We start from the raw sequence: 24,812 nt of genomic DNA, 5'->3' as shown, positions 1-24,812 counted from the left end.
TACGCAGCGTTCCGTAATTGCCGCCACCACGATACTGTCGGCGCCGTCGAGGATCAAGGTCCAGTCCTGAAAGCGGTCTTGCCATACTGGGCGGCGTGGCCAACACCGACATCCATCCCGAACTGCGCAAAGCCGCGCGGTTCACCCCACGCGCGCTGATCTCCGCCCGGACCCTGCCGGTCCTGCGGCGGCTGACGGGCCTGCAACGGCCGAAGAACGACGCCGTCGAGGTGCTGACGTTGGAGTCGGGGGTCGGTATCCGCCTCTACCGGCCTGCCGGCGCGACCACGACCACGCCGGCGCTGCTGTGGATCCACGGCGGCGGTTACGTCCTGGGGACCGCGGCGCAAGACGATGCCTTGTGCCGCCGATTCGTCCAGGCCTTGGGCATCACGGTCGCCTCCGTCGACTATCGCCTGGCACCGGAGCATCCGTACCCCGCGCCGTTGGAGGACTGCTATACCGCCCTGCAGTGGCTGGCCGGCCTGCCCGCTGTCGACGCCGACCGGATCGCGATCGGCGGGGCCAGCGCCGGCGGCGGACTTGCCGCCGCACTGGCATTCCTGGCCCGCGATCGCGATGGCGTGAAGCCGGTCTTTCAGCTGCTGGTCTACCCGATGATCGACGACCGCAGCGTGGGCCAGCACCTCAACGATCCGGGGCAGCGGCTCTGGAACGCCACCAGCAACCGGTTCGGCTGGCAGGCCTACCTTGGTGGCGCCGATCCCGAGATCGCGGCGCCCGCGCGCCGCACCGACCTCGCCGGATTACCGCCGGCCTGGCTCGGCGTCGGCACACTGGACCTGTTTCACGACGAGGACCTCGACTACGCTGCGCGGCTTCAGGCTGCCGGTGTGCCGTGCGAAGTCCACGTGGTGCCCGGCGCGTTCCACGGGTTCGACGGGATCGTCGCCAAAGCCGACGTGTCCAAGGCGTTCTTCACCAGCCAGTGCGACAGCCTGCGCATGAGTTTCGGGAGCTGAGCCGATGACAGCGTTGACCACCGAACAGCGAGACCTTGCCGAGGCGGTCACCGACCTGATGGCCAAGCGGTCGCCGGAGGCCGAGGTGCGCCGGCTGATGGCCACCGACGCCGGGTACGACCCCGCGGTGTGGGCCGAACTCGCCGGCATGGGCCTGCTGGGTCTGGCGATACCCGAAGAGTTCGGCGGCTCCGGCGCCGGCGCCGTCGAGGTGGGTCTGGTGATGGAGGCCATGGGACGGGCGCTGCTCTGTGCGCCGTACCTGTCCACCGCCGTGCTGACCACGCAACTGCTTGCGGCACTGGGCGATTCGGACGAGCAGGCCGATGTGCTGCCGCGGATCGCCGCGGGCGAGCTGATCACGACGGTGGCCTTCGCCGAGGCGGGGTCGGCACGGCCGCCCCTGGCCTCGACCACGACGGCGCGCGCCGACGGGTCGGGCTGGCGGTTGTCGGGCAGCAAGACCTACGTGCTGGACGCGGCGAGCGCCGGACGGATCTACGTCCTTGCCGGGGACGGGGTGTTCGCGGTGGATGCCGACGCCCCGGGTCTCGACGTCAGCGTGCTGTCGACGGTTGACCAGACCCGCAAGCAGGCCCGAGTCGTGTTGAACGACACGCCGGCCCGGCTGGTGGGTGCGGCCGACTCCGGTGCGGCGGCGCTCGGCCACGCCCTGGACCTGGCATCGGTGGCGCTGCTCGGCGAGCAGGCCGGTGGCGCGATGTGTGCGATGCGGATGGCCGCCGACTACGCCAAGACGCGGTTCCAGTTCGGTCGGGCCATCGGCAGCTTCCAGGCGATCAAGCACATGTGCGCCGACATGCTGCTGGAGGCCGAGTCGGCGTTGTCGGCGGCTCGACATGTCGCGGCGGCATTCGACGCCTCGGACGAATCACGCTGTGTGGATCTGGCTGCCGCACAGGCTTATTGCTCGGAAGCATTCGTCACGGTCGCGGCCAACAGCATTCAGGTGCACGGCGGTATCGGGTTCACCTGGGAGCATCCCGCCCACCTCTACCTGCGGCGGGCCCGGACCGACGCCGAACTGTTCGGCGACCCGGCCTGGCACCGGGAACGTTACGTGCGACTGCGAGAGGCACAGTGATGACCGACGACGACGTGCGCACCGAGGTCCGGGGCTGGCTGGCGGACAACTGGGACCCCGAGTTGGATCGCGGCGCCTGGGCACAGCGGGTGTTCGACGCCGGCTGGGCGGTCCCGAGCTGGGAGCCGCAGTGGTGGGGGCGCGGCCTGAGTGACCCGCAATCCCGCATCGTGGCAGCCGAATTCGCCGCGGTGGGCGCACCGGGCACCGGCCACGACCGGGCGAATCTGTTCGCCTGCACCCTGCACGACCTCGGCACCGACGAGCAGAAGCAGCGGCTGATCCCGCCGTCGATCCGCGGCGAGACCAAGTGGTGCCTGCTGTATTCCGAGCCCGGCGCCGGGTCGGATCTGGCGGGGCTGCGCACGCGCGCCGAACGAGACGGCGACGACTGGGTGATCAACGGCCAGAAGGTGTGGACGTCGTTCGCCAAGACCGCCGACTATGGGCTGCTGGTGGCGCGCACCGACTGGGATGTGCCCAAGCACAACGGAATCAGCTTCTTCATGTTCCCGATGCGACAGCCCGGCGTCGAGATCCGACCGATCCATCAGATCACCGGCGAGTCGGAGTTCAACGAGGTCTTCATCTCCGGGGCGCGGGTGCCGGACGCCAACCTGGTCGGCCAGCCCGGCGGCGGCTGGTCGGTGCTGCAGGTGGCACTGGCCTACGAGCGGCGACTGATGGGCGACCTGGCCCGCACATCGCGCGGGGCGCGCAAGCCGCAGGCCGATTCCGACAGCCTGGTGGCGATGGCCCGCAGTGCCGGCAAGCTCGATGACTCGTTCGTCCGCCAGGAGATCGCGCGGGTCGAAGGGTACGCGGCGGTGAACCGGTGGAACACCCAGCGGGCCAAGGCAACCTCCGATCGCGCCGAGGCCGCCACCCTGCTGGCGCTTGGCAAGATCGCGATGTCGCGGATCCTGCACGAGACGGCGAAGGTGCAGACCGAGATCGCCGGTCCGGAGTCGATGCTGACCGGGCCGGACAATCCGGTCGGCGACGCGGTCACGTTCCGGACCTTGAATGCGTACTTCACCTCGATCGGCGGCGGCACCGACCAGATTCAGCGCAACATCGTCGGCGAGCGCGTGCTGGGCTTGCCGAAAGAGCCGGAGCCGTACCGCAATACCGCGTTCCGGGAGTTGCCGACGTCGAGCTAGGGCCTAGTGGACGCAGCCCCATCCGTCAGCGATCAGGGCAGCTCCGCGTCGGCCGCAACGAGCGTGCGTAACAGCACATCGGCGCCGAGCACGAGATCGTCGGGATCGGTGTCTTCGCACGGGGAATGGCTGACGCCACCCACACTGGGCACGAACACCATGGCCGTCGGGGCTAGCGTCGCCATCACCTGCGCGTCGTGGCCCGCCCCGCTCGTCAGTTCGCACCACCGGGCCCCCAGCCCTTCGGCTGCGTCGATGATGTGCCCGGCCAGCTGCCGGTCGGTCGGCACCGGTCGCTGGACCGGCCCTGTCGTCAAGCGAATCGTGGTCCCGGTCCGCGCGGCGACCTCGGCCGCCGCTCGGTCGAGGGACGCCAGTGCACCAACCATCCGGGCGGCGTCACCGTCGCGGATATCGATGCCGAGAACCGCCGCGCCGGGAATGACATTGCGGGCGCCCGGGGCGAGCTCAAGGATGCCGGTGGTCGCGACCCGCACGTGACCGTCGTTGGCCAGCGCCTCAACGGCGAGCACCAAGTGCGCGGCAGCCACCGCCGCATCACGTCGTTGCGTCATCGGGGTCGAACCGGCGTGGTTGGCCGCTCCGGTGATCGTCGCGGTGACACCGACCTGACCGGTGATGGAGCTGACCACCCCGATACGGGCGCGCTCGGCCTCCAGAATGGGTCCCTGCTCGATGTGCAGCTCCACGAAGGCTGCGACTCGTTGTGGTGACCAGGCCGCGCGGGTGATGCGGTCGGGGTCCCCGCCTGCCGCGCACAGTCGCTGCGCGAGGGTCACACCTCCATCACCGGGCCGCGCCAGATCTTCCGGTGTGAGCAGCCCGGCCATCGACTTCGACCCGACCATGCCCGGGGTTCCGCGGGCGCCTTCCTCGTTGCCGAACGCCACCACCACGAGGTCGTGGCGCAGCGCCCGCCCGCTGGCGCGCAATGCCTCTGCGGCCGCCAGAGCGGCAACCACACCGGCCGGTCCGTCTAGCGTGCCCGCCCGCAATACACTGTCGAGGTGGCTCCCGGTCAACACCGCTGCCGCCTGAGGATCTCGGCCCGGTAGCCGGCCGAACAGGTTGGTGGCTTCATCGAGCCAGACCTCCAGACCCGCCGCGACCATCCAGGCCGCCACCGTGTCGCGCGCGCGGACGTCCTCCGGGGAGTACGCCAGCCGGGTCACGCCCCCGGCGGGATCGGCGCCGATGCGAGCCAGCTGCCGCAACCGGTCGAGGAGGACATCGCCGGCGACGGCGAGATCAGAACCCGAGAACGGCATCGACACTGGCGTTGGCAGCGAGGTGCGCCTGATAGGCACGCCAGCCACCGAAGTCGGCAATGTCAACAACCTTGTCTCCGGTGGCAATCCGGTCCGGCTGCAGGATCATCGCCCGAACCGTGGTTCCGTCGGCAAGCTGGATCGAACCAAGTTCGAGCTCCTTCGGCTCCTGCGGCAGCAGGATGTCGAACAGCAACCCGTCGGACATCTCGTAGAGCTCCCCGGTGATGGCCAGCCCACTGCGCTCCACCGGAAACAGACCGGGGAACTCGTCGCGCACGGCGAAGAACCGGAAGTTCGGTGCGGTGGTGGCCGGGCCGACAAGCGTCGCCAGACCGGCGATGCAGCCGTGGTCCTTCTGTCCGGACATAGCGGTGCCGTTGAGGAACATGTGTTGCACGTGAAGACCTTTCGGGTGAGAGTCGCTCAGGACAGAGCGGTGTCGGTATGGGCGCGTTGTGCGTCGTCGGCCCCGCGGCGAACGTGCGCCTCGGCGGCGGCCACGGCGCGGTCGACATGTCCGCTGCACACCTCGTTGAGCAGGTGCTCATGCTGCTCGACTGCCGGTAGAGTGCGTCCGGGGTCGCGGTAACTCAACTCCGCGGCGACATCGAGGCACTGCAGCAGATAGCCATCGAGAAGGCCGGCGAACCTGTCGCCGAATGCGATTCGATAGATCGAGCTGTGGAACGCCAGATGGACCTCGGCGAACTCCTCAGAGCCAACTCCATGGGTGTCGATCACCGTGGCCATCGTCGCCAGCAGTGCGCGGGGTTCGGCCCACTGCTCGGGTTTGGCACGCTCGCAGGCCAGCCGGGCCGCCAACTTCTCCAGTTCGGCGCGGACCAGGAACAGGTCCTCGATCTCTTCGGCGACAATCCCGCGCGACCACAAGCCGCCGCCGCTGCCACGCTCGGCGAACCCGTCGCTCTCCAGCCTGCGCAACGCATCGCGCACCGGTGTGCGGCTGACCCCGAGCTGGGCGGCCAGTTCGGTCTCGACCAGGTGGGTGCCGTGCGGGATCTGTCCGGTGATCAGCGCATGCCGTAGCGCCCGATACACGTGCTCGTAGGTCTTGCGCCGAATCTGCGCCGACAGCGACGGGACGGCACCGAGCCGCTCCGACCCGCTCACAGTTGACCGCTCGCGTCACGCCGGAGGTACCGCCCCGAGCCGTGTTTACCGACGAAGAGGCCATTCACGATCACCGGCCGGCCCGCAGCGACCACGGTGCGCACCGCGCCGGTCAGCGTCCAGCCCTCGTAGAGGCTGTAGTCCACCTTCATATGATGAGTCTGCGCGCTGATGGTCGTCGAGCCGGACGGATCGAAGATCACCAGGTCCGCGTCGGACCCGACAGCGATAGTGCCCTTACGTGGGAACAAGCCGAACAGCCGCGCCGGTGTGGTCGAGAAGACTTCGACCATCCTTCGCAGCGAAAGATGCCCTGCGAGAACTCCACCGGAATACAGCAGCTGAAGACGGTGCTCGATGCCCGGCCCGCCGTTGGGGATCTGGGAGAAGTCGTGTGCGCCGATCGACTTCTGCCCGTTGAGACAGAACGGGCAGTGGTCGGTGGAGACCACCTGAACATCATCGGTACGCAGACCCCGCCACAGATGCTCGTGGTGGTGCGCCGGCCGCAGCGGAGGGGTAAGCACGTACTTTGCGGTGTCGAAGCTTTCGTCGTCGTAGACGCTGGAGTCCAGGAACAGGTAGTGCGGGCACGTCTCGGCGAACACCGGGCGACCACGGTCACGCGCCCCGGTCACCTCACTGAGCGCCTCCGCACACGACAGGTGGACGAAATACACCGGTGAATCCGCCATTTCGGCCAGCGCGATCGCACGGTGAGTGGCTTCGGCCTCGGCTAGTTCGGGCCGGGTACGACCGTGCCAGGACGGGTTGGTTCGCCCCTGGGCCAGCGCGCGTCGCACCAGGACGTCGATGACCGGACCGTTCTCGGCATGGATGCAGCACAGCGCACCGAGCTGACCCGCCCGTTCGATGACCTCGAACAGGGTCGCGTCGTCGACCATCAATTGCCCGGGGTACGCCATGAACATCTTGATGCTGGTGACGCCCTCGTCGACGAGTTCATCTATCTCGCTCAATGATTCGGTTGCCATGTCGGTGATCACGATGTGCTGGGCGTAGTCGATGACGGCATTGCCCTCCGCCGCAGCAAGCCCGTCGTCGATGGCGGCCCGCAGGTGTTGTCCCTTGCGCTGCTGCGCGAAGTTCACCACCGTCGTGGTCCCGCCCGCCGCGGCGGCAATCGTGCCGGACCCGTAGTCGTCGGCGGTGGTGGTACCGGCCAGGCTGAACGCGAGGTGGGTGTGTGGATCCACCCCGCCCGGCAACAGATAGCAGCCGCCCGCATCGATCACCTGATCGGCCGGAATGTCCAAATCCGCACCGATGGTGGTCACCTTGTCGTCGGCCACATACACGTCGGCGACATAGTCGTCGGCGGCGGTGACCACCCGCGCGCCTGTGATCAGCAAGCTCATAGCGTCCCCACCCATGCCCGCTCGTCGTCGCTGAACCTGTTGATGCCCATGGCCTCCCGACAGCACCGCTGGTAGATCGCGCGGAAGTGTGGCATCAGCTCACGGTTGCGCAGCTCGATATCGGCGTAGCGGGCCAGGTATTGCCCGCCGAGTTCCCGCACCTCGGCCAAGACCGCCTGCTCGTCGATGTGCAGACAGCGTCCGTCGCGCACCACCACCTCGCCGTTCACCCACACCTCGGTGATCGAGTCGCCGTTCTCCACGTACACCAGATGCTGCGCGATGTCGTTGACTGGGGTGAAGTTGAGCGAGTTGAGGTCCAGCATCACCAGGTCGGCCTTGCGGCCGGGAGCGATCGCGCCGACCTCGTCGGTCAGCCGGGCCGACCGGGCACCGCCGCGGGTCGCCGCCCACAGGACTTCGTCGGCGGTGGGCCAGGTATCGAAGTCGGGCTGGGTCACCTTGTGCAACAGTGCCGCCGACTTGACCACATCGAACATTCGCGCAGAGTCGTTGCTGGACAATCCGTCTGAGCCCAAGCCGATGTTGACGCCCGCATCGAGCAACGCACGCCACGGCGCGATGCCGGAACCCAGCTTGAGATTCGAGATCGGGTTGTGCGCCACCGACGCACCGGCTGCGCCGAGGCGTTCGATGTCACTTTCGGTGAGCCAGATTCCGTGCGCGAGCGTGGCCCGATCGGTCAGCACGCCGAGCGAGTCCAGGTACTCGACGAGGGTCGACCCGTAGAACTCCCGGCCGGTCACGGCCTGCATCTTGGTTTCCAGGACGTGCACATGGAAGGTCGTGTCATGCTCGCGCGACAGCTCGTCGGCCGCGACGAACAACTCGGCGGTGCACCGCTGGGGCCCGCTGGGGGCGACCACATAGCGAAGCCGGCCGGCGCGGCCGTCAAACCGCGTCAGCGCCTCCTTGCTGAACTGCAAGTAGTCCTCGGTGGTCCGCGGCGCGACCGCGCGGGCCTCGGCGAGCAGCCCGGCCGGCACCATCTCGTCGACGAACGGGATCGTGTCGATGTAGAGCCGGTTGACGATGTTGCCCGAACAGTTGGCCCTGATCCCGATGTCCTCGTAGCCCCGGAAAACGGCCTCCAGCGCGGCCAGACTCTGCGTGGGAGATTCGATGACGTCGTCGAGCAGGCAGGTGGCGCCGTTGCGCAGCGACTCCATGCCGACCAGCAAGGTGCGAAGGTAGATCAGCCGCTCCGACATCGGCTCCAGACCGAGGACCGGATAGGACAACAGCATCCACAGTTCCAGCGGCAGATTGTCGTAGCGGCCCTTGAACAACGCCTCCCACGAGTGCACGTGCGCGTTGACCAGCCCAGGCATCAGTAGCCGATGGGTGCAATCGATCACCTCCGCCTGGTCGGGCACGGCCAGATTCGGCGCCACGGCGCTGATCCGGTCGTCGACCACCAGGACGTCGGATCGAAAAGGCTTGCTGCGGTGGGCGTCGTCCATCGCGAGGACGAGGGCGTTGCGGAACAGGGTGCTCATGCGATCTCCTCGGCACTGGGGAAAAGGTCGGTGCGGCGGTGTTCGAAATAGCGCAGCGCGCGGCGCGTTTGGGTCAGGACGTCGAGGTCGATCTCAGCGGTCACCAACCCCGGGCCGTCGGCGCCTGGCCGGTGCGCGATCAGTTTTCCGTCAGGCCCGACGATGCAGGACTCGCCAAAGTTGTCGACGGGTTGGCCGCCCACCCATTCGACGCCGATCTTGTTGGCTGCCACGGCGAACAGTCCGTTCTCCCGGGCGTGGGTGCGCAGTTCGGCCAAGAAGAAATCGGCGCTGTCGCCGCCACTACCTGCCACCGGAACGGCCACCAGATCGGCGCGCAGCGCCCGCAGCTCGCGCCAGCACTCCGGAAAGCGCCGGTCGTAACAGATCAGGACCCCAAGCCGCGTGCCGCGCACTGTGTGAACCCCGAGCCATTGTCCGGCGGTGAAGTGCGCGGGCTCGTCGAAGCCGGGTGGCGGGTGGTCGCCGACCGGCAGGTGCAGTTTGCGTGCGACCCGGTGGGACTGTCCTGCGCGGTCGACGCACGGCACGACGGCGCCCTCGCAGTCGAGAACCACGGCCGAATTGTGGTAGGTGCCCGTCCCGTCATTGATGAGACCGTCGCGCTCAAAGAGCGGAAGTACCACCGCCACACCGAGTTCCGCCGCGCACGCGGCGACACGATCCGCATGCGCGCCCGGCACCGGCTGGGCTCGGTCACGGTGGGTGCCGGGCTGTTCTCCGCAGAAGTACGGCGTGGTAGCCAGTTCCGGGAACACGACGAGGTCGGCGTCGGCGGCGGCCGCATCGGCGAGCGCTGCCTCGACCACCGCCAGGTTCTTTTCGGAGTCCTCTTCACACGCCGGAAGTTGGACCGCGGCAATGACGATCGGGCTCACCCACGCGCCCTTTCCTGCTGGGCGAAGGCGCGGTCGACCTCATCGGCCAGCAGATCGACGAGCTGATCGTGCAGCGCGTGGTACTCCGGCGACCGCGGATCACGAGGGCGCTGCATGTCCACCTCGACCATCGCCTTGATCCGGCCAGGGCGCGCGGTGAACACCACGATGCGGTCTGCCAGCGCTACCGCCTCGTCGATGCTGTGCGTGACGAACAGGACCGAGGCTCCGCTCTCCTCGCGCAGCGAGGCGACGTAGTTCTGCAACTTTGCACGCGTCTGCACGTCCAGAGCTGCGAAAGGCTCGTCCATCAAAACCACCCGGGGCTGCATCGCCAGGGCGCGGGCGATCGCGGCACGCTGGCGCATTCCGCCGGACAATCCGTCTGGATGGGCATTGGCGAAATCACCGAGTCCCATGGTTTGCAACAGATCCCGCGCGATCTCGCGACGTTCGCCCTTCGGCACACCCCGCAGCTTCAGCCCGAAGCTGACGTTGTCGACGACCGACATCCATGGATAGAGCGAGGACTGCTGGAAAATCATGCATCGGTCAGGTCCGGGACCCGTGACCGGTGCGCCATCGGCGACGATCTCACCGGAGGTGATCGGCTCCAGGCCGGCGATCATCGACAGCAGCGTGCTCTTCCCGCAGCCACTGGGGCCGAGTATCACGACGAACTCTCCCGGGGCGACGTCCAGATTGACCGAGTCGACGGCGACCACTTCGGATCCGTTGTCGCCGAACACCTTGCTGACGGCGCGGCAACTCACCGCCCCGGTGGCCGGCTTTGCTTCGGCAGCTGCGGAAGTCATCGCTGCGCTCCCCTGCCGGTCGGCTGCCACCACAGCAATCGGCTCTGCAGCTGCCGGAATCCCATGTCGAGCAGGTAGCCGGAGATACCGATGACGGTCATCGTGAAGAACACCAGACTTGAGTTGAAGGTGTTGCGGGCGAGCATGACCACCTGGCCGAGCCCGCTGCCGACGCCAACCGCCTCAGCCAACAACACCACCATCCATGCGGCGAAGAGGTTGAGCCGCAGGCTTTGGAGCAGCCCCGGCAGAATCGAGGGCAGTACTACCTGAAACAGGATCTGACGCTGGGATGCGCCCATGGTGCGCGCGACATTGATGTAGGTCGCGGGCACATCGTTGATCAGGGCGATGGTGGCCAGCGTCATCACGAAATAGACGCCGATGAACACCATGAACACCGCGGGTCCGTTGCCGATGCCGAACAGGAAGATCGCCACCGGCAGCCACGCGATGGGAGAGATCGGGGCGAGCAGCGTGATCGTGGGCAGCACCAGGCCCCGAACCGTCAGGAACTGGCTGATCAGCACGCCGGTGATGAGACTGGCGAGGAAGCCGAGACCCAGACCGGCAAGAACTCGCAACACGGTGGCGAGCACCGTGGTCGCCACCGCGACGATCGGACTCGCCTGTTGCGCACCGATCGTCGAGGTGTCGAAGAACTTGGCCTGGCTGCTGAAGTGCTGCAGGAAGATGTGCGGCGGTGGTAGGAGCAGTTCGGGCGCCCATCCCATCAGCCAGGCCAGTTCCCAGATTCCGCCAAACAGGGCCACCGACGCCAGCCACCATGCGGCGGCGGCGCCCAGCCGGCGGTATCGGCTGCGCGTTCGTCGCGACGTAGCTGCCGCGGTCCGCTGGGCTGGTAGGTCGAAGTGCGTGATGGCGGTCATGCGGTCTTTATCTTCAGTGAGTCGTACAGGCCCTGGTTCTCGTTGATGACTTCCTCCAGCAACGACCAGTTGGCGATCTTCTCGTCCGGTAGCTTCTTGAGATAGCCGAGGTCTTGCATGCCGACCGCACGCTCGAGCATGAACTGGGTCTTGTTCCGTTGGTCGACGACATTGGGTTGCTTGGTCGATGCGGCCAGCGCGTCGTCCAGGCTGGTCTTGAAGTACGTGCCCACTACCTGCGCGACCGCGGCCCTACGATCGGTCTCGGCCTGCTGCTGCGCCTCGAACAGGCCCTTGATCACCGCCTTGACTGCCTTTGGGTTCTCCGTCAACAACGGATTGCGCACGGCCAGAACACAATCGGTGTAGCCCGGGCCGTAGACGTCCTTACCGTCGGAGAGCAGCACCGAACCGCTGCGGGCATTCAGCGCCTGGGTGACGTAGGGCTCGATGTGACTCATGCTGTCGATGGAGCCGCTGATGAACGCCTGCGCGAGTTCCGGCGAGGTACCGAAGTAGCGGACATTGACGTCCTTGAAGGACAGGCCGGCCTTCTTGAGGTAGTCGTACGGCAGCATCTCGAGGGTGTCGGCCTGAAACGTGCCCAGCGTCTTGCCTTTCAGGTCCTCGGCCGAGGTGATACCCGGTTGCGCAACGATCGAACAGCCCTCCACACCACCACCGGCGACGATCGTCACCGGCGCGCCGGCGTCGTAGAGGGTCAAGAACTGGGTGTACGGGATCAGCGACATGTCGACTTGGCCGGCTCCGAACAGCGTGACGATGTCGGCATTGGTGGGTGTGACGACGAAATCGATAGCGGCGCCGTCGGGTTCGCTGAGCTTGCGTTCCTTGGTCAAGAAAATGCCAAGGTTGCACAATCCGGTGCCATGGGTGGCCTTCAGCGTGGTCAAACCGGCGGCGTTGGGCGCGGGTGCGTTGCCCGCGCTACCGGCTCCGGAGCAGCCGCTGACCAGCCAAGCCGGTACGGCGACCGCGGCGCCGGCAATCGCGGCGTTGCGAAAGAACCTGCGGCGGTTCAGCGATGCGTTGAATGTGTCTGTCATCGGTTTATCTCCTTGGCGGCGGGTAGGGCGGCCAGCTCGACGGTGAGCAGGTCGAGATTGACCGCGTGCAGCGGCAGTTCGGCGTCCTGAGGCACCAGATCCAGAGACCGCAGGGTGTCCCATCTCCCGTAGACGGTGGCCGCGAGGTCGCGGATGTCGACCATCGAGGGCTGCCGTGCGACGGCGTCGGCAAGTTCGTCGAGGGTGTAGCCGGGGAAGTAGGCACGCGCGTGACGCAGGGCAGCCGGGAGATCGGCAACGATCAAGTCGTAACCGCGCAGCATCGCGCGGATGGCGGCACGCACCTGATCGGGACGATCTCGCAGAAACCGGCTGGATGCCACGAGGGTGGTGTCGGGAAAGGGATCTCCCCACACATCGGTGCCGTCGCTGAGGACGTGGCCACCTGCGGCCCGCACCCGGCCGGCGTAGGGTTCGGCCAGCGTCAGCGCGGCCAGCTCACCTGCCTGGAACGCTTCGATGGCCTCGTCGAGGACCTCGAAATAGCGGATCTCGACGTCGGTCATGGCCAGGCCGGCGGCGGCCAGGACGTCGTGCAGCAGCACCTCCATCGGGTCGGTGCGGAAGGTGCCGACCGGTGCACCGGCCAGCTCTGCGGCGTCTGGGATCGGCTCGCGGGTGAGCACGAAGACCCCCATCAACCCGCTGCCGGCCACCAGGATCGGCGGGTCGGGTCGGCACGAGTCGATGAGCGGCTGGGTGAAGCCTGCGGTTCCGAGATCGGCGACGCCGGTGGCGAGAAGCTCTGCGGTGGAAGTGATGTCGTCGAAGTAGGGCGCTTCCACCCGCAGCCCCTCGTCAGCAAAGAAGCCTTCGCCGACTGCAACGAACAGCGGAAGGTTGGACAGCGAACAGCCGTGGGTCAGGACGAGGGTGTCGCTCATGCCGCACATCCCGCGCGGTGTCCGGCAGCCGAGCTGGTTCGCAGGCCCACCGACTCCGCATCGACAGCAACGAGGCGCCACCCCGGAGGTGTGTGCTCCTGTGCCCCGGCCAGCACGGCGACGGTGCGCACGACGAACCGACTGTCGCGGTCCGCTGCCAGTAGCGCCGCCGCATCGTCGTAGCTGATGGCGATCGCCGGGCCGCCGAGGTCGGCGACCGCGCGGACGCGAATGTTCACGCCCGGCGCCGCGATCCAGCCGCCTACGACTTCTGCTAAATCCGTGGAAGCAACTGCGCTACCGGGCACCAGCTCAGCGAGGACCTCACGCATTCCAGCCGGCAGGGTGCTGTCGGCGCTGTCCACCGCGACCAGTTCGGTCTGTGCCCCGCAGCACGGGCGACTACTACCGGCCGCGATGTGCAGGCGTCGGCTCAGTACCCCGTCAAGGTGCTCGAATGCGTGATCGGGGGCTACACCCTGCCACTCGACAACGGTCAGCCGACCAGTTGTGTCCTGTATACAACGCATGTCAGCTATTAGAGGCGGCGGCCGTTTCGATCGCGTTACCCAGACCGGCGCTCCGTGTTAACGGTTCCTCACCACGATCGCCGACCGCCGCCGGCGCACGACTACTCCGACACCGACCGTTCGGCTAGTGCAGGTGGCCGCCGATGACGGTGGCGGTCACGAGTTCGGCGTCGAGAGCGTCGAGCACCTCGGCGGGCGCTGCGCTCAGCACGCACAGGTCACCGGACTGCCCCGGTTCGACGGTCCTGGGCACGTCGGGGCGCTCGGCATGCCCGGTGAACAGCGTCAGTGCCGTTGCGGCCGAGACGCATTCGTCTGCATTCAGCACCGCCCCGGTCTTGGTGGTGCGGTGCACCGCGGCGCGCATGCAGGCCCACGGGTCGGCATCACCGAACGGCTGGTCCGTCGACAGGGCCACCCGTACCCCAGCGTGGTGCAGTGATGCCAGTCGCCACAGTGCGGGCTGGTCAGCGGCGTCGACCTCGATCAGGTACTGATCACCACGTTCGGCGACGAAGTTCGGCTGGGTCACCACCAGCACACCGATGTCGGCGAGGTCGGCGAGAGCGTCGTCGGGAACCACCGCCGCGTGCTCGATCCGGTCGTCGGGGTGGGTGCCCGCCACCCGCAGCGCCGCCAGTGTGACCACCAGCTGGGCCGCCGTCACACAGTGCAGGGCGACAGCTCTGTTGTCGCGGTGCTGTGCGGCGATCCACCCGGCGAGTTCCTCGAGATCGAGCGAATCATCATGCAGGATGCGCTTTCCCGGCGCCAGCCAATGCACGGTCTGACGCAACCCGCCGTGCCGGTGTTCCTCGGTCAGGGTGATGATGTCGTCGGCGCCGAGGTTTGGGGTGGCATCGGTGACGCCGGTGACGCCATAGCCGAGAAGCCGCCTGCTGACCGTGGCCAGCGATGTGTCGCGGCGCGCAACCGCATCCGACCAGTTGTCGTAGCTGCGCAGCCTGCCGTCGGGATGATCGGGCAAACCCACCGCGGAAAGGCCCGCGGAATTGAGGTACCACAGCACGCCACTGCGATGTTGAATGCGTACCGGCACAGCAGGAGTGAGCTCGTCGAGCAGACTGCGGTCCAGTGGGCCCGCGGCCGACTCGTGGTAGCCGACGGCCCGGATCCAGCCGTCCTCGCCGACCGGCGCGGCGGCGAGCACGGCGGCGAATTCCGCACGGCTATGGACCAGCGCCGGGCCGACCTGCACGGAGTCCAGCGCCGCAGCCGCGGCCCGCAGGTGTACGTGGTGATCGTGCAGGCCCGGGACAACGGTGCCGCCCGCGGCGTCGAAGGTGTCCTCACCGCGGCGGGGGGTCAACGAGTCGGCGATCTCGTCGATGGCGGCGGCTACCCTGATGTCGACTATTCGCCCGTCCAACAGGTGGGCTCGCTGGATCAGCATGGCACCGAGTTCCGCTGCTGGACAAGTGCTTCCACCGCGGCGTTGTCTGCGCCCAGCGCCGATGCCGGCGGGCTGGGCGGCGGAGCATGAGGCTGCCGCACCTGGATCGGTGACAGCGACGGCCCGGTGGGCAAGGCCGCGTATGTGGCCGCGACGGCGGCCATCGCCACGTCGAGGGTCTCACCGCCACCACGGCGCAGCGAACGGGCAACGGCCAGTGCGGCTTCCAGACCGGTCAGCGGGTCGGCGATGGCGTCGGCGCAGAACACCGGGTCGTTCGAGCTGGTGCCGACCAGTCCCCCCGCGACAGCAGCGTCGTCACCGAAGGCGGGACGCTGCGACTGCGACCCATGACCGGTGATACGAAGCCAGACCCGGCCGGCCGGGCCGGGCAGCGACTCGGAGCTCAGGCCCCGCCGCTGCAGCACACCGGGCCGTGAGCCTTCGATCACGACGTCCGCGGCCGCCAGCAGTGCGCGCAGGCTCCCGCCGTCGAAATCAACTGCGTAGGACAGCTTTCCGTGATTCATCCAATCAAAAAAGGCCGCGTTCCCGGAGCGGGTGCCGTCGGGGCGGCTCGGGCTCTCCACCTTGACGACGGTGGCCCCCGCCGTCGCGAGGAGCCGACCACACAGCGGGCCAGCCCACATCGACGACAGGTCGGCGACCAATAGGCCTTGTGCCGTGCGGGGTCCGGTGCGCGGCCCCGAAGTTCGCACCACCGGCGCCGCCGGCGTCGTCTCGCCGAGGCGGGCGGCGGGCAGGTCCAACAACGTGGCCCGGTCGAGAACCTCGTCGCCGCGACGACAGGCGGCCCACTCCTGGACCGCGGACCACAGGTCGGGCACCGAGTCGGCTTCAACGAGAGCGGGGACGGCCTCGATGTCGTCGGCGCGCGACAGGGTCAGGGCCCACCAGCCGTCCCGGGTCGGCATGAGGTGGGTGGCCCCGCCGGCCGAGACGCGGCCGTTGCGATGCAGGCCGAGCAGAGCGGCCCGTCCGGTGAGGATGGTGGCGACATCGACCGGGATGCCCAGGAGATGAGTCAGCTCGGCGGCGACGGCGTCGGCCCGGGTCAGCATTGCCGCCCGGGAGTGGTCCGGCGGACCGTCAGACCGGCCGGTCAACCAGGCCAGGCCACTGTTGGCCCAGTCGGCGCCGGCGTCGCTCACCCGACCATTGTCGCGCGCGCCGGACGGCCCCCGCAGAGATCCTGCGACAACAGCCGGATCGATCTCGGTATCGAGATAGGTGACGGCCGGGACTGCGTTCGGGTTTTGTCTCTCGGATCAGAAATGCAGGGCGGTGAACCGCCAGTCCAACACCTGCCGGTCGTCGCCCTCGTCGGCGACGGCATAGACCACCGAACGCAGGGTGAGCACCCCGCCCCGGTCGCCGGGCAGCGGATCGGCCGCCTCGATGTGCAGGTCGCTGTACAGCGTGTCGCCCTCGTGCACCGGACCGGTGTGGTCGCACGACGCCCACCCCAGCACCGTCGCGAGATTCGGCAGCAGCTGACCGGCCTGGGCCAACGCCAGCCCGATGGTGTGCCCGCCGTACACCAGGCGCCGGCCACCCACCCGCGAATCATGATGGGTGGCAGCGATGTTCAGGGTCAGCCGGGCCAGCTCCGGCGCGGAGCTCACCACGTCGCCGGTGCTGCGCAGAACCGAACCGGCCATGTCAGGGTAGAAGTGCGGGCCGGGAACCCGCTCGCGGAACGCCACCGCGTTCCAGTCGGCTGTCGGCTGCGGCGGCGCGGGCAACTCGGCGCCGATCACCGACAGGTCGTCGGCGTGCCCGGTGTCCAGGGCGTTCGGGCTCATCGGCAGCATCGCGCACCGGTAGAAATCCAGGACCAGCCGGCCGACCTGGTCGATGGTGGTCATCCGCAGCGCCGCCAGTCCCGTCGCCGCCCGTCCGGGCTTGGCGCTGTTCTGCCGCAGCCCGACCACCTCGGTCCGCGTGAAGATGGTGTCGCCGATGACCGGATAGCGGTAGAACGTCAGCCCCCGGTAGAACAGGTTGGCCTTGACCCGCTGGGTGGCCAGCGTGCTCTGGCCGATCGCGACGTCACACACCAGCCCCGGATGGGCCAGCTCAGCGGTGCTACCCACCACGGCATACGCCAGCCCGGCGTCCAGGGACAACCGCAACCGATCGCCGACGATGGCCTGATGGCTGGCGGCGGCACCCGAGGTCAGCGTCATCGACGGTGCCCAGTCGAAGACCTGGCCGACCACCAGATCATCGAAATACGGTCCGCCTGACTCGCCTCCACCAATATGGCCGTACAAAGTCACAGTCGCTCATCCTGGTGCTTCCTCGCCCTGCATGTCAATATGGCCGTACATTTCACGACTTCTTGGAGCGGCCCACGTGAGCACTGCACTCAACGACGAAGAGACCATGCTGGTGGAGACGGTGCGGGCGTTCATCGACCGCGACGTCAAGCCTTCGGTTCGCGAGGTCGAGCACGCCAACACTTACCCCGAGGCATGGATCGAGCAGATGAAGCAGATCGGGATCTACGGCCTCGCGATCAGCGAACAGTACGGCGGCAACCCGGTGTCGATGCCCTGCTACGTCGAGGTCACCCAGGGACTCGCCCGCGGCTGGATGAGCCTGGCCGGCGCGATGGGCGGGCACACCGTGGTGGCCAAGCTGCTGGAGATCTTCGGCACCGAGGAGCAGAAGCAGACCTACCTGCCGAGGATGGCCACGGGTGAGGTGCGCGCGACGATGGCGCTGACCGAGCCGGGCGGCGGTTCGGATCTGCAGAACATGGCGTGCGTCGCCCGCGCCGACGGCGACGACCTGGTGATCAACGGAGCCAAGACGTGGATCTCCAACGCCCGCCGGTCGGGTCTGATCGCACTGTTGTGCAAGACCGATCCGCAGGCCACGCCGCGCCACAAGGGCATCTCGGTGGTGCTCGTCGAGTCGCCCACCGCCGGGCTGACGATCTCTCGTGACCTACCGAAGCTCGGCTACAAGGGCGTGGAGTCCTGCGAGCTGGCCTTCGACGACTGCCGGGTGCCGGCCACGTCGATCCTGGGTGGTGCGCCCGGACGCGGTTTCGGCCAGATGATGAAAGGCCTTGAGACCGGCCGTATTCAGGTCGCCTCGCGTGCCCTCGGCGTGGCTACCGCGGCCTTGGAGGACGCGCTGGCCTACGCCCAGGACCGGGAGAGCTTCGGACAACCCATCTGGAAGCACCAGTCAGTCGGCAACTACCTGGCTGACATGGCCACCAAGCTGACTGCCGCCCGTCAGCTCACCCGCTACGCCGCCGAACGGTACGACAGTGGGGAGCGGTGCGACATGGAGGCCGGGATGGCGAAGTTGTTCGCCTCCGAGGTGGCGATGGAGATCGCGCTGAACGCGGTGCGTATCCACGGCGGCTACGGCTACTCGACCGAATACGACGTCGAACGGTACTTCCGTGACGCGCCGCTGATGATCGTCGGTGAGGGCACCAATGAGATCCAGCGCAACGTGATCGCGGGTCAGCTCGTCGCGCGCGGAGGCATCTGACCGGCCATGAAACCCGAACCCGCGTATCAGGTTCTGCGGCAACGGCTTCGCGACGAGATCGCGGCCGGGGCCTATCCTGACGGCGTGCGGATGCCGACGGAGTCGGAGCTGGTCGCCGAGCATGGGCTGTCCCGGCAGACGGTCCGCCGCGCATTTCAGGATCTGGTGGCCGAAGGTGTGGTGTACCGGGTGCCCGGCCGCGGCACGTACGCCAACCGGGGATATCTTCCGGCGGGCAGGAGCGCAGCGACCCGGGGATATCTACGGCAGCTCGGTTCGATCGAGGACCTGATGAGCCTGTCCGAGGACACCAGTATGGAAGTGCTGCAGGGACTTTCGCGCCGCGTCGACGTGACGGCGGCCAGCCGGCTGCGCCTGGAGCACGACGTGGTCTATACCGTGGTGTTCCGGCGTGTCCATGATGAGATTCCGTTCGTGGTGACCACGGTGCACTTACCGGAGCACATCGCCCGGCTGGTGTTCGACTCCCCGGAGCTGGCCGACGGCGCGGTCGGCACCGACACCGTGATCGGTGTCCTGGAACCGCACCTGGATCAGCCGATAGCCGAAGCGGCCCAGTCGATCACGGTTGCACCCGCCGACGAGCTGGTCGCCGAGGCGCTCGGCTGCGAGCGAGACCATCCGATGCTGCGGGTGGACCGGCTTTACTCCGACACCACCGGCACCCCGGTGGAGCTGTCGGTCAGCCACTTCCTGCCCGAGCAGTACACCTACCGAGTCACGCTACGCCGCTCCGGCTAGGCGACCTCGTCGACCAGACCCCACGCCAGCGCGGTAGCCGGATCGACGGTCCGGCCGGACAGCACCAAATAGGCTGTGCGCCAACGCCCGATTCGCCGGGTGATGCTCACGGTTCCACCGGCGCCGGGAATCAGGCCCAGCGTCAGCTCCGGCAGCCCCAGCACCGCGTCGGGATGGCAGCTCACCCAGCCGCAGAACGACGCCATCTCCAGTCCGCTGCCGAGAACGCGACCGTGGATGTCGGCCCGGCAGGCCCGGCCGAGGCGCCGGCTCAGCTCGTCGAGCGCCAAGGCCGGGCTGTGCCGGGTCCGTGCCAGATGCGCCGAAGCCGGGTCGGCGAAGGTGCCGAATTCGCCGAGATCCCCACCGCTGCAGAAAGATGCGCCGTTGCCGCTGAGCACCATCTCGGTGACGGTGTCATCGAGTAGCGCGACGGTCAGCGCCTCCAGCAACAGCGCCCGGGCGTCGGTGCTGAACGCGTTGTGCCGCTGCGGCCGGTTGAATCGGATACGCAGCGTACCGCCGTCACGCTCGGCGAGCACCGGGTCGGCGATGTCAGGCAGCGACGCCGGACCCCGCGAGTCAAGCCAACGGGCGAACTCCGGCCCGGACTGCAGCGTCGAGTACGCCAGCGACTCGGTGATGATGCCGGGGAGCGCCGGGCCGGTCACGTCGACCGACCGCAACACGTCGTCGCAGACAGCGCTGGCGTGCGGCCAGTGCCGGCAACGGTCCCGAAGCAGGGCCACGGTGTCGCTCACCGACTCCACCGCGACGTAGCGGCGGTCTTCCTGCTCCTTCTCGGCCAAGGCGAAGGTGGCTGTGTCAAGCCAGAATTCACCCTCGGGCGTCGACGGCTCGCCGACCGCAACGACGACGCCCGGCGGACCGGTGACCCCGATCGGCGGCGGGTCGGACAGGTCGACGAGACGCATCTAGCCGGTCGGCGCGGGCGAGTACTTGACGATCAGTTCCTGCTTGTACAGCTTGCCGGTGTCGGTGCGGGGCAGCTCGGACTCGAACGAGATCGACCGCGGACACTTGTAGTGCGAGAGCCGATCACGCAACCACGCCAGCAGCTCGGCGGCGAATTCCTCCGTCGCGTCCGCGGAGTCGACCAGCTGGACCACGCCCTTGACGCTTTGGCCCATCTCCTCGTCGGGCACGCCGAACACCGCGGCGTCCATCACCTTCGGGTGCGTGACGAGCATGTTCTCGGCTTCCTGCGGATAGATGTTCACCCCGCCCGAGATGATCATGTGGTGTCGGCGATCGGTGAGGTAGAGGTAACCCTCCTCGTCCAGATAACCGATGTCGCCGACCGTCTTCCAGCCGTGGCTGTCGCGCGACTTGGCGGTCTTCTCGGCGTCGTTGAGGTACTCGAAGTCCATGCCGCCTTCGAAATAGATCTCCCCCGCCTGGCCGGGCGGCAGCTCGTTGCCGTCCTCGTCGAGGATGTGCAGTCCGCCCATCATCGGCTTGCCGACCGACCCCGGGTGGGTGAGCCAGTCCTCGGCGAAGATCAACGTCGACCCGATGGCCTCGGACGAGGCGTAGTACTCGTCGACGATCGGGCCCCACCAATCGATCATCTGCTTCTTGATCTCGACCGGGCAGGGTGCCGCCGCGTGCATGACCCGCTGCAGACTCGAGATGTCGTACGAATTACGGACATCTTCAGGCAGTTTCAGCATCCGGGTGAACATCACCGGGACGAACTGGCCGTGGGTGACCTTGTGGCGCGCAATCGCGTCCAGGCAGCCCTGCGCGTCGAACTTCTCCAGCACCACGGTGGTGATACCCGCCGCCAGCGTCTGCATCGACCACACCGAGGGAGCGGTGTGATACAGCGGGGCGGGGCTGATGTAGACCGCATCGGGGTTCATCCAGAATCCGATGAGTCCGGCCATCATGCCGGGCACCTCGGTGGGCGGCAGGTGCGGAAGCTCGCGCTTGATTCCCTTGGGGCGCCCCGTCGTTCCCGACGAGTACTGCAGCAGGTCGCCTTCGATCTCGTCGTCGATCGGCGTAACCGGCTGGTCTGCAACGCATTCCGGGTAGCTGCGCCAGCCGTCGAGCTCACCGTCGGTGATGATGAGCAGCGGCGGCATCGCCGGCAGCTCCGCGGCGAGCCCGGCGAGGGTGTCCGTCAGCCCGGCCGAGCCGACGACGGCCTTGGCCTCGCTGTTGTCGATGATGTACGCGGCTTCGGCCGCCGTCAGGTGCGTGTTGATCGGCACGTAGTAGAGCCCGGAACGCCGCGCCGCCCACAACACGGTGTGGAAGTGTTCGTTGTTCTCGATGAGGATCGCGACGGAGTCGCCCTCACGCAGCCCGGCCTGCCGGAACAGGTGTGCCAGCTGGTTGGCCCGGGCTTCCATCTCGCCGAACGTGACGGTTTTCCCGGACGGATACAGGATGACTGCCGGCTTGTCGGGAGTGGCCTGCGCATGCTCGCGGATCTGCATGGGAGCACTGTACGACAGCCCGAATTGACAGGCGTCAACTAGGTGCCGCTAGTCAGTCGCTGTGCCGAGCCCAGGACACCAGGTAGATGACCAGCGCCGCGACCAACGCCACCAACACCCAGAAGACCAGTGCCTCGTCGATCCAGGACCCCGGCGGCGGATCGCCGGGCAGAACGTTGCGGATCGGGACCACCGCGAAGAGCATCGCGGCGAACCACGTCGAGAACGGCGGCTGGAATTTCTTCTTGCCCAGCAGCATTTCGATCGCGGCGTACAGCGCCAGCGCCGGCAGCATCAGCAGCACCAGGCAGATCCCGAAGATCAGGGCCAGCGGGCCGCGCGATCGGGAGAACGTGACGGTCGCGTTGTCGTCGGCGCCGCCGGAGTGGGTGGCGGGCCCCGTCCGATCGCTGCGAACATCCCAGCCGTACAGCGATCCGCTCACTTCCACCCGGGCAGGCACATAACGCCGCTGGTCGCCCGACCCGACATACACGTCGGCGCCGATGGTGTCGGTGGTGTACCTGTCGAACGGCCACCTGTCGGCGTCGCCGGTGGCCAATAGCGATGTCTTGGCGACTTTGGGGACCTGACCCTTGGGGAAGGTCAGCTCCCCGAACTCGATGCACGGACACAGCCGCACCACCATGTCGGTGGTGAGGTTGCCGAACTCGGGATCCAAGAAGCCCTTCTGCGGTATCACCAGAACCTCGACATCCACCCGATTGTCGAGTGGATGAATGGCCGTGAGCTCCAACAGGACAACGGTCTCGTTGGCGGTGTCCAGATTGGTGGGCTTCAGCGAGTGCGCCGAGCTGTCGATCCAGAAGTAGCCCGCCACCGACCCGATATAGATGGCGAGAATGACGCCGACGGTGGCGATCCGGCGCCACCACGACTGGGCGGGCGCTGGCGCATTCCGCGCCGGCGCCGGCGCATCCGCCGACGGGACCCCCACCGAACGGATATTAGCTGGGGTCAGGGGCCGAGCTGGCCGTAACGGAAGTTAGTCGGCTTCGGCAAGGCGCTGCTTGAGCGCCTCGAACTCGTCCTTGACCCCGGTCGGCAGCTTCTCCCCGACGAACTCGAACCACTCCTCGATCTGCGGGAGCTCGTCGCGCCATTCCTGGACGTTGACCGCCAGTGCCTCGTTGACGTCGGCCGGATCGGCGTCCAGGCCCTCGAGGTCCAGGTCGCCCGCGCTCGGCACGATGCCGATCGGCGTGGTGGAGCCGTTGGCCTTGCCCTCGACCCGCTCGATGATCCACTTCATCACCCGGCTGTTCTCGCCGAAGCCCGGCCACAGGAAGCGCCCGTCGTCGCCGCGGCGGAACCAGTTGACGAAGAAGATCTTCGGCATCTTCGACTCGTCGGCGTTCTTGCCGAGGTTGATCCAGTGCGCGAAGTAGTCGCCGACGTTGTAGCCGAGGAACGGCAGCATGGCCATCGGGTCACGACGGACGGTGCCGACCTTGCCCTCGGCGGCGGCGGTCTGCTCGGAGCCGAGCGTCGCGCCGATGAACACGCCGTGCTGCCAATCGCGGGCCTGCGTCACCAGCGGCACCGTGGTCTTACGACGGCCGCCGAACAGGATGGCCGAGATCGGCACGCCCTGCGGGTCGTCCCACTCGGGGGCCAGCGTCGGGCACTGCGACATCGGGGTGCAGTAGCGCGAGTTCGGGTGCGCAGCCTTCTCATCCGAGGCCGGCGTCCAATCGTTGCCCTTCCAGTCGATCAGGTGCTGCGGGTCGCCTTCAAGGCCCTCCCACCACACGCCGCCGTCATCGGTGAGCGCGACGTTGGTGAAGACGGTGTTGCCTGCCGCGACGGTCTTCATCGCGTTCGGGTTCGAGCTCCAGTTGGTACCCGGCGCGACCCCGAAGAAGCCGAACTCCGGGTTGGTGGCGTACAGCCGGCCGTCCTTGCCGAACCGCATCCAGGCGATGTCGTCACCGACGGTCTCGGCGCGCCAGCCCGGGATGGTCGGCTGCAGCATCGCGAGATTGGTCTTGCCACACGCCGACGGGAACGCGGCGGCGACGAAGTACGCCTTGTTCTCCGGGGAGATCAGTTTGAGGATCAGCATGTGCTCGGCCAGCCAGCCCTCGTCGTGTGCCATGGCCGAGGCGATGCGCAGCGAGTAGCACTTCTTGCCCAGCAGCGCGTTGCCGCCGTAACCCGAACCGAAGCTCCAGATCTCGCGGGTCTCCGGGAAGTGGGTGATGTATTTGGTGTCGTTGCACGGCCACGGCACGTCCTCTTCGCCCGGCGCGAGCGGCGCACCGAGTGAGTGCAGCGCCTTGACGAAAAATCCGTCGTCGCCGATCTTCTCCAGCGCGGCCTTGCCCATCCGCGTCATCGTCCGCATCGAGACGACCACATATTCGGAGTCGGTGATCTCGACGCCGAGCTTGGGGTCATCGGCACCGAGCGGGCCCATGCAGAACGGCACCACATACATGGTGCGGCCGCGCATCGAGCCGCGGTACAGGTCGGTCATGAGGCCGCGCATCTCGGCCGGGTCCATCCAGTTGTTCGTGGGGCCGGCGTCGATCTCCCGCTCCGAGCAGATGAACGTGCGTGACTCGACGCGGGCCACGTCCGACGGCGCCGAACGCGCGAGATAGGAGCTCGGCTCCTCGGAGTCGCTCAGCTTGGTGAAGGTTCCGGCGGCGACGAGCTCGTCGCACAACCGCGTGTACTCCTCTTCGGAGCCGTCTGCGAAGACCACCCGGTCGGGCTGCGTGAGTTCGGCGACTTCCTGGACCCAAGCGAGCAGGCCCTGATGCTTGGTCGGTGCGTTATCCAGACCGGGGATGGTCGCTGAAGTCATCGCTGTCAATCTCCTGCTTATTTTTATGGCCAGGACGCAGGCCGGATTCCGCGCCGAGACACGGTCCTCCCTGAAAAATAGGTTAACGCGGGTGAGATACCCGCGGTTAATCGGGATTA

The 24,812-nt window shown here is 67.5% G+C and carries 23 protein-coding genes; 5 read left to right on the top strand and 18 right to left on the bottom strand.

Annotated elements, in window-relative coordinates; all coding sequences use genetic code 11:
- Positions 1-95 precede the first annotated feature (95 nt).
- From AB4879_RS06900 to AB4879_RS06890, 3 genes are read left to right on the top strand one after another with little or no spacing between them, the layout of a single operon-like run.
- On the top strand, positions 96-983 hold the full coding sequence (locus tag AB4879_RS06900; RefSeq protein ID WP_370507000.1) for an alpha/beta hydrolase: 888 nt from the start codon (positions 96-98) through the stop codon (positions 981-983).
- A 4-nt stretch (positions 984-987) separates the two neighbouring features.
- The gene (locus AB4879_RS06895; RefSeq protein WP_370506999.1) at positions 988-2,088 is read left to right on the top strand and encodes an acyl-CoA dehydrogenase family protein; all 1,101 of its coding nucleotides are present in this window, start codon (positions 988-990) and stop codon (positions 2,086-2,088) included.
- Positions 2,088-3,251 (top strand): acyl-CoA dehydrogenase family protein, encoded by a 1,164-nt coding sequence (locus AB4879_RS06890; protein WP_370506998.1) that lies wholly within the window; start codon positions 2,088-2,090, stop codon positions 3,249-3,251. Before AB4879_RS06895 ends, AB4879_RS06890 begins: the two co-directional genes overlap by 1 nt.
- A 32-nt stretch (positions 3,252-3,283) precedes the next feature.
- On the opposite strand, the gene AB4879_RS06885 is transcribed toward AB4879_RS06890, so the two are convergent.
- The 14 genes from AB4879_RS06885 to AB4879_RS06820 form a co-directional block, all read right to left on the bottom strand.
- Positions 3,284-4,540 (bottom strand): Zn-dependent hydrolase, encoded by a 1,257-nt coding sequence (locus tag AB4879_RS06885; RefSeq protein WP_370506997.1) that lies wholly within the window; start codon positions 4,538-4,540, stop codon positions 3,284-3,286.
- Positions 4,521-4,931, bottom strand: coding sequence for a gamma-glutamylcyclotransferase (locus tag AB4879_RS06880; RefSeq protein ID WP_370507117.1), 411 nt, complete (start codon positions 4,929-4,931; stop codon positions 4,521-4,523). Before AB4879_RS06880 ends, AB4879_RS06885 begins: the two co-directional genes overlap by 20 nt.
- Positions 4,932-4,966: 35 nt before the next feature.
- On the bottom strand, positions 4,967-5,674 hold the full coding sequence (locus tag AB4879_RS06875; RefSeq protein ID WP_115318180.1) for a GntR family transcriptional regulator: 708 nt from the start codon (positions 5,672-5,674) through the stop codon (positions 4,967-4,969).
- A complete protein-coding gene (gene hydA, locus AB4879_RS06870; protein ID WP_370506996.1) occupies positions 5,671-7,053 on the bottom strand; it encodes a dihydropyrimidinase in 1,383 nt (460 codons plus the stop codon). Before hydA ends, AB4879_RS06875 begins: the two co-directional genes overlap by 4 nt.
- Positions 7,050-8,573, bottom strand: coding sequence for an amidohydrolase family protein (locus tag AB4879_RS06865; RefSeq protein ID WP_370506995.1), 1,524 nt, complete (start codon positions 8,571-8,573; stop codon positions 7,050-7,052). The genes hydA and AB4879_RS06865 overlap by 4 nt, the downstream gene beginning before the upstream one ends.
- Entirely contained in the window at positions 8,570-9,472 is a 903-nt protein-coding gene (locus tag AB4879_RS06860; RefSeq protein ID WP_370506994.1) for a carbon-nitrogen hydrolase family protein, read from the bottom strand. Before AB4879_RS06860 ends, AB4879_RS06865 begins: the two co-directional genes overlap by 4 nt.
- Positions 9,469-10,287 carry an ABC transporter ATP-binding protein gene (locus AB4879_RS06855; RefSeq protein WP_370506993.1) on the bottom strand — a complete coding sequence of 273 codons (819 nt, stop codon included), beginning with the start codon at positions 10,285-10,287 and terminating at the stop codon, positions 9,469-9,471. Before AB4879_RS06855 ends, AB4879_RS06860 begins: the two co-directional genes overlap by 4 nt.
- Positions 10,284-11,177, bottom strand: a complete 894-nt coding sequence (locus tag AB4879_RS06850) for an ABC transporter permease (RefSeq protein ID WP_370506992.1) — start codon at positions 11,175-11,177, stop codon at positions 10,284-10,286. Before AB4879_RS06850 ends, AB4879_RS06855 begins: the two co-directional genes overlap by 4 nt.
- Complete coding sequence (locus AB4879_RS06845) at positions 11,174-12,244, bottom strand: ABC transporter substrate-binding protein (protein ID WP_370506991.1); 1,071 nt, start codon at positions 12,242-12,244, stop codon at positions 11,174-11,176. The genes AB4879_RS06850 and AB4879_RS06845 overlap by 4 nt, the downstream gene beginning before the upstream one ends.
- Positions 12,241-13,149, bottom strand: coding sequence for an ABC transporter substrate-binding protein (locus AB4879_RS06840; RefSeq protein ID WP_370506990.1), 909 nt, complete (start codon positions 13,147-13,149; stop codon positions 12,241-12,243). The genes AB4879_RS06845 and AB4879_RS06840 overlap by 4 nt, the downstream gene beginning before the upstream one ends.
- The gene (locus tag AB4879_RS06835) at positions 13,146-13,388 is read right to left on the bottom strand and encodes a hypothetical protein (RefSeq protein ID WP_370506989.1); all 243 of its coding nucleotides are present in this window, start codon (positions 13,386-13,388) and stop codon (positions 13,146-13,148) included. The genes AB4879_RS06840 and AB4879_RS06835 overlap by 4 nt, the downstream gene beginning before the upstream one ends.
- Before the next feature lie 415 nt (positions 13,389-13,803).
- Entirely contained in the window at positions 13,804-15,093 is a 1,290-nt protein-coding gene (locus AB4879_RS06830) for an amidohydrolase family protein (protein WP_370506988.1), read from the bottom strand.
- The gene (locus AB4879_RS06825; protein ID WP_370506987.1) at positions 15,087-16,265 is read right to left on the bottom strand and encodes a CoA transferase; all 1,179 of its coding nucleotides are present in this window, start codon (positions 16,263-16,265) and stop codon (positions 15,087-15,089) included. Before AB4879_RS06825 ends, AB4879_RS06830 begins: the two co-directional genes overlap by 7 nt.
- A 117-nt stretch (positions 16,266-16,382) precedes the next feature.
- Complete coding sequence (locus AB4879_RS06820) at positions 16,383-17,396, bottom strand: MaoC family dehydratase (protein WP_370506986.1); 1,014 nt, start codon at positions 17,394-17,396, stop codon at positions 16,383-16,385.
- Positions 17,397-17,472: 76 nt separating this feature from the next.
- On the opposite strand from AB4879_RS06820, the gene AB4879_RS06815 reads away from it, so the two are divergent.
- Together AB4879_RS06815 and AB4879_RS06810 are read left to right on the top strand one after the other, a co-directional pair.
- Complete coding sequence (locus tag AB4879_RS06815) at positions 17,473-18,630, top strand: acyl-CoA dehydrogenase family protein (RefSeq protein ID WP_370506985.1); 1,158 nt, start codon at positions 17,473-17,475, stop codon at positions 18,628-18,630.
- Positions 18,631-18,636: 6 nt separating this feature from the next.
- The gene (locus AB4879_RS06810; RefSeq protein ID WP_370506984.1) at positions 18,637-19,392 is read left to right on the top strand and encodes a GntR family transcriptional regulator; all 756 of its coding nucleotides are present in this window, start codon (positions 18,637-18,639) and stop codon (positions 19,390-19,392) included.
- Here the strand turns inward: AB4879_RS06810 and AB4879_RS06805 are convergent.
- Genes AB4879_RS06805 through AB4879_RS06790 form a run of 4 tightly spaced genes read right to left on the bottom strand, consistent with a single transcriptional unit; the run spans position 19,389 to position 24,693 of the window.
- A complete protein-coding gene (locus tag AB4879_RS06805; RefSeq protein WP_370506983.1) occupies positions 19,389-20,327 on the bottom strand; it encodes an enoyl-CoA hydratase/isomerase family protein in 939 nt (312 codons plus the stop codon). The genes AB4879_RS06810 and AB4879_RS06805 overlap by 4 nt on opposite strands.
- Complete coding sequence (gene fadD4, locus AB4879_RS06800; RefSeq protein WP_370506982.1) at positions 20,328-21,860, bottom strand: fatty-acid--CoA ligase FadD4; 1,533 nt, start codon at positions 21,858-21,860, stop codon at positions 20,328-20,330. It lies immediately after the preceding gene.
- Positions 21,861-21,912: 52 nt separating this feature from the next.
- Positions 21,913-22,818, bottom strand: a complete 906-nt coding sequence (locus AB4879_RS06795) for a DUF4436 domain-containing protein (RefSeq protein WP_081845105.1) — start codon at positions 22,816-22,818, stop codon at positions 21,913-21,915.
- Positions 22,819-22,866: 48 nt separating this feature from the next.
- Positions 22,867-24,693, bottom strand: coding sequence for a phosphoenolpyruvate carboxykinase (GTP) (locus tag AB4879_RS06790; RefSeq protein WP_370506981.1), 1,827 nt, complete (start codon positions 24,691-24,693; stop codon positions 22,867-22,869).
- Between the last annotated feature and the right edge of the window lie 119 nt (positions 24,694-24,812).

It is taken from the genome of Mycobacterium sp. SA01 (assembly GCF_041287105.1).
Taxonomy (GTDB): Bacteria; Actinomycetota; Actinomycetes; order Mycobacteriales; family Mycobacteriaceae; genus Mycobacterium.
This window is presented reverse-complemented; position numbering and strand designations above follow the sequence as displayed.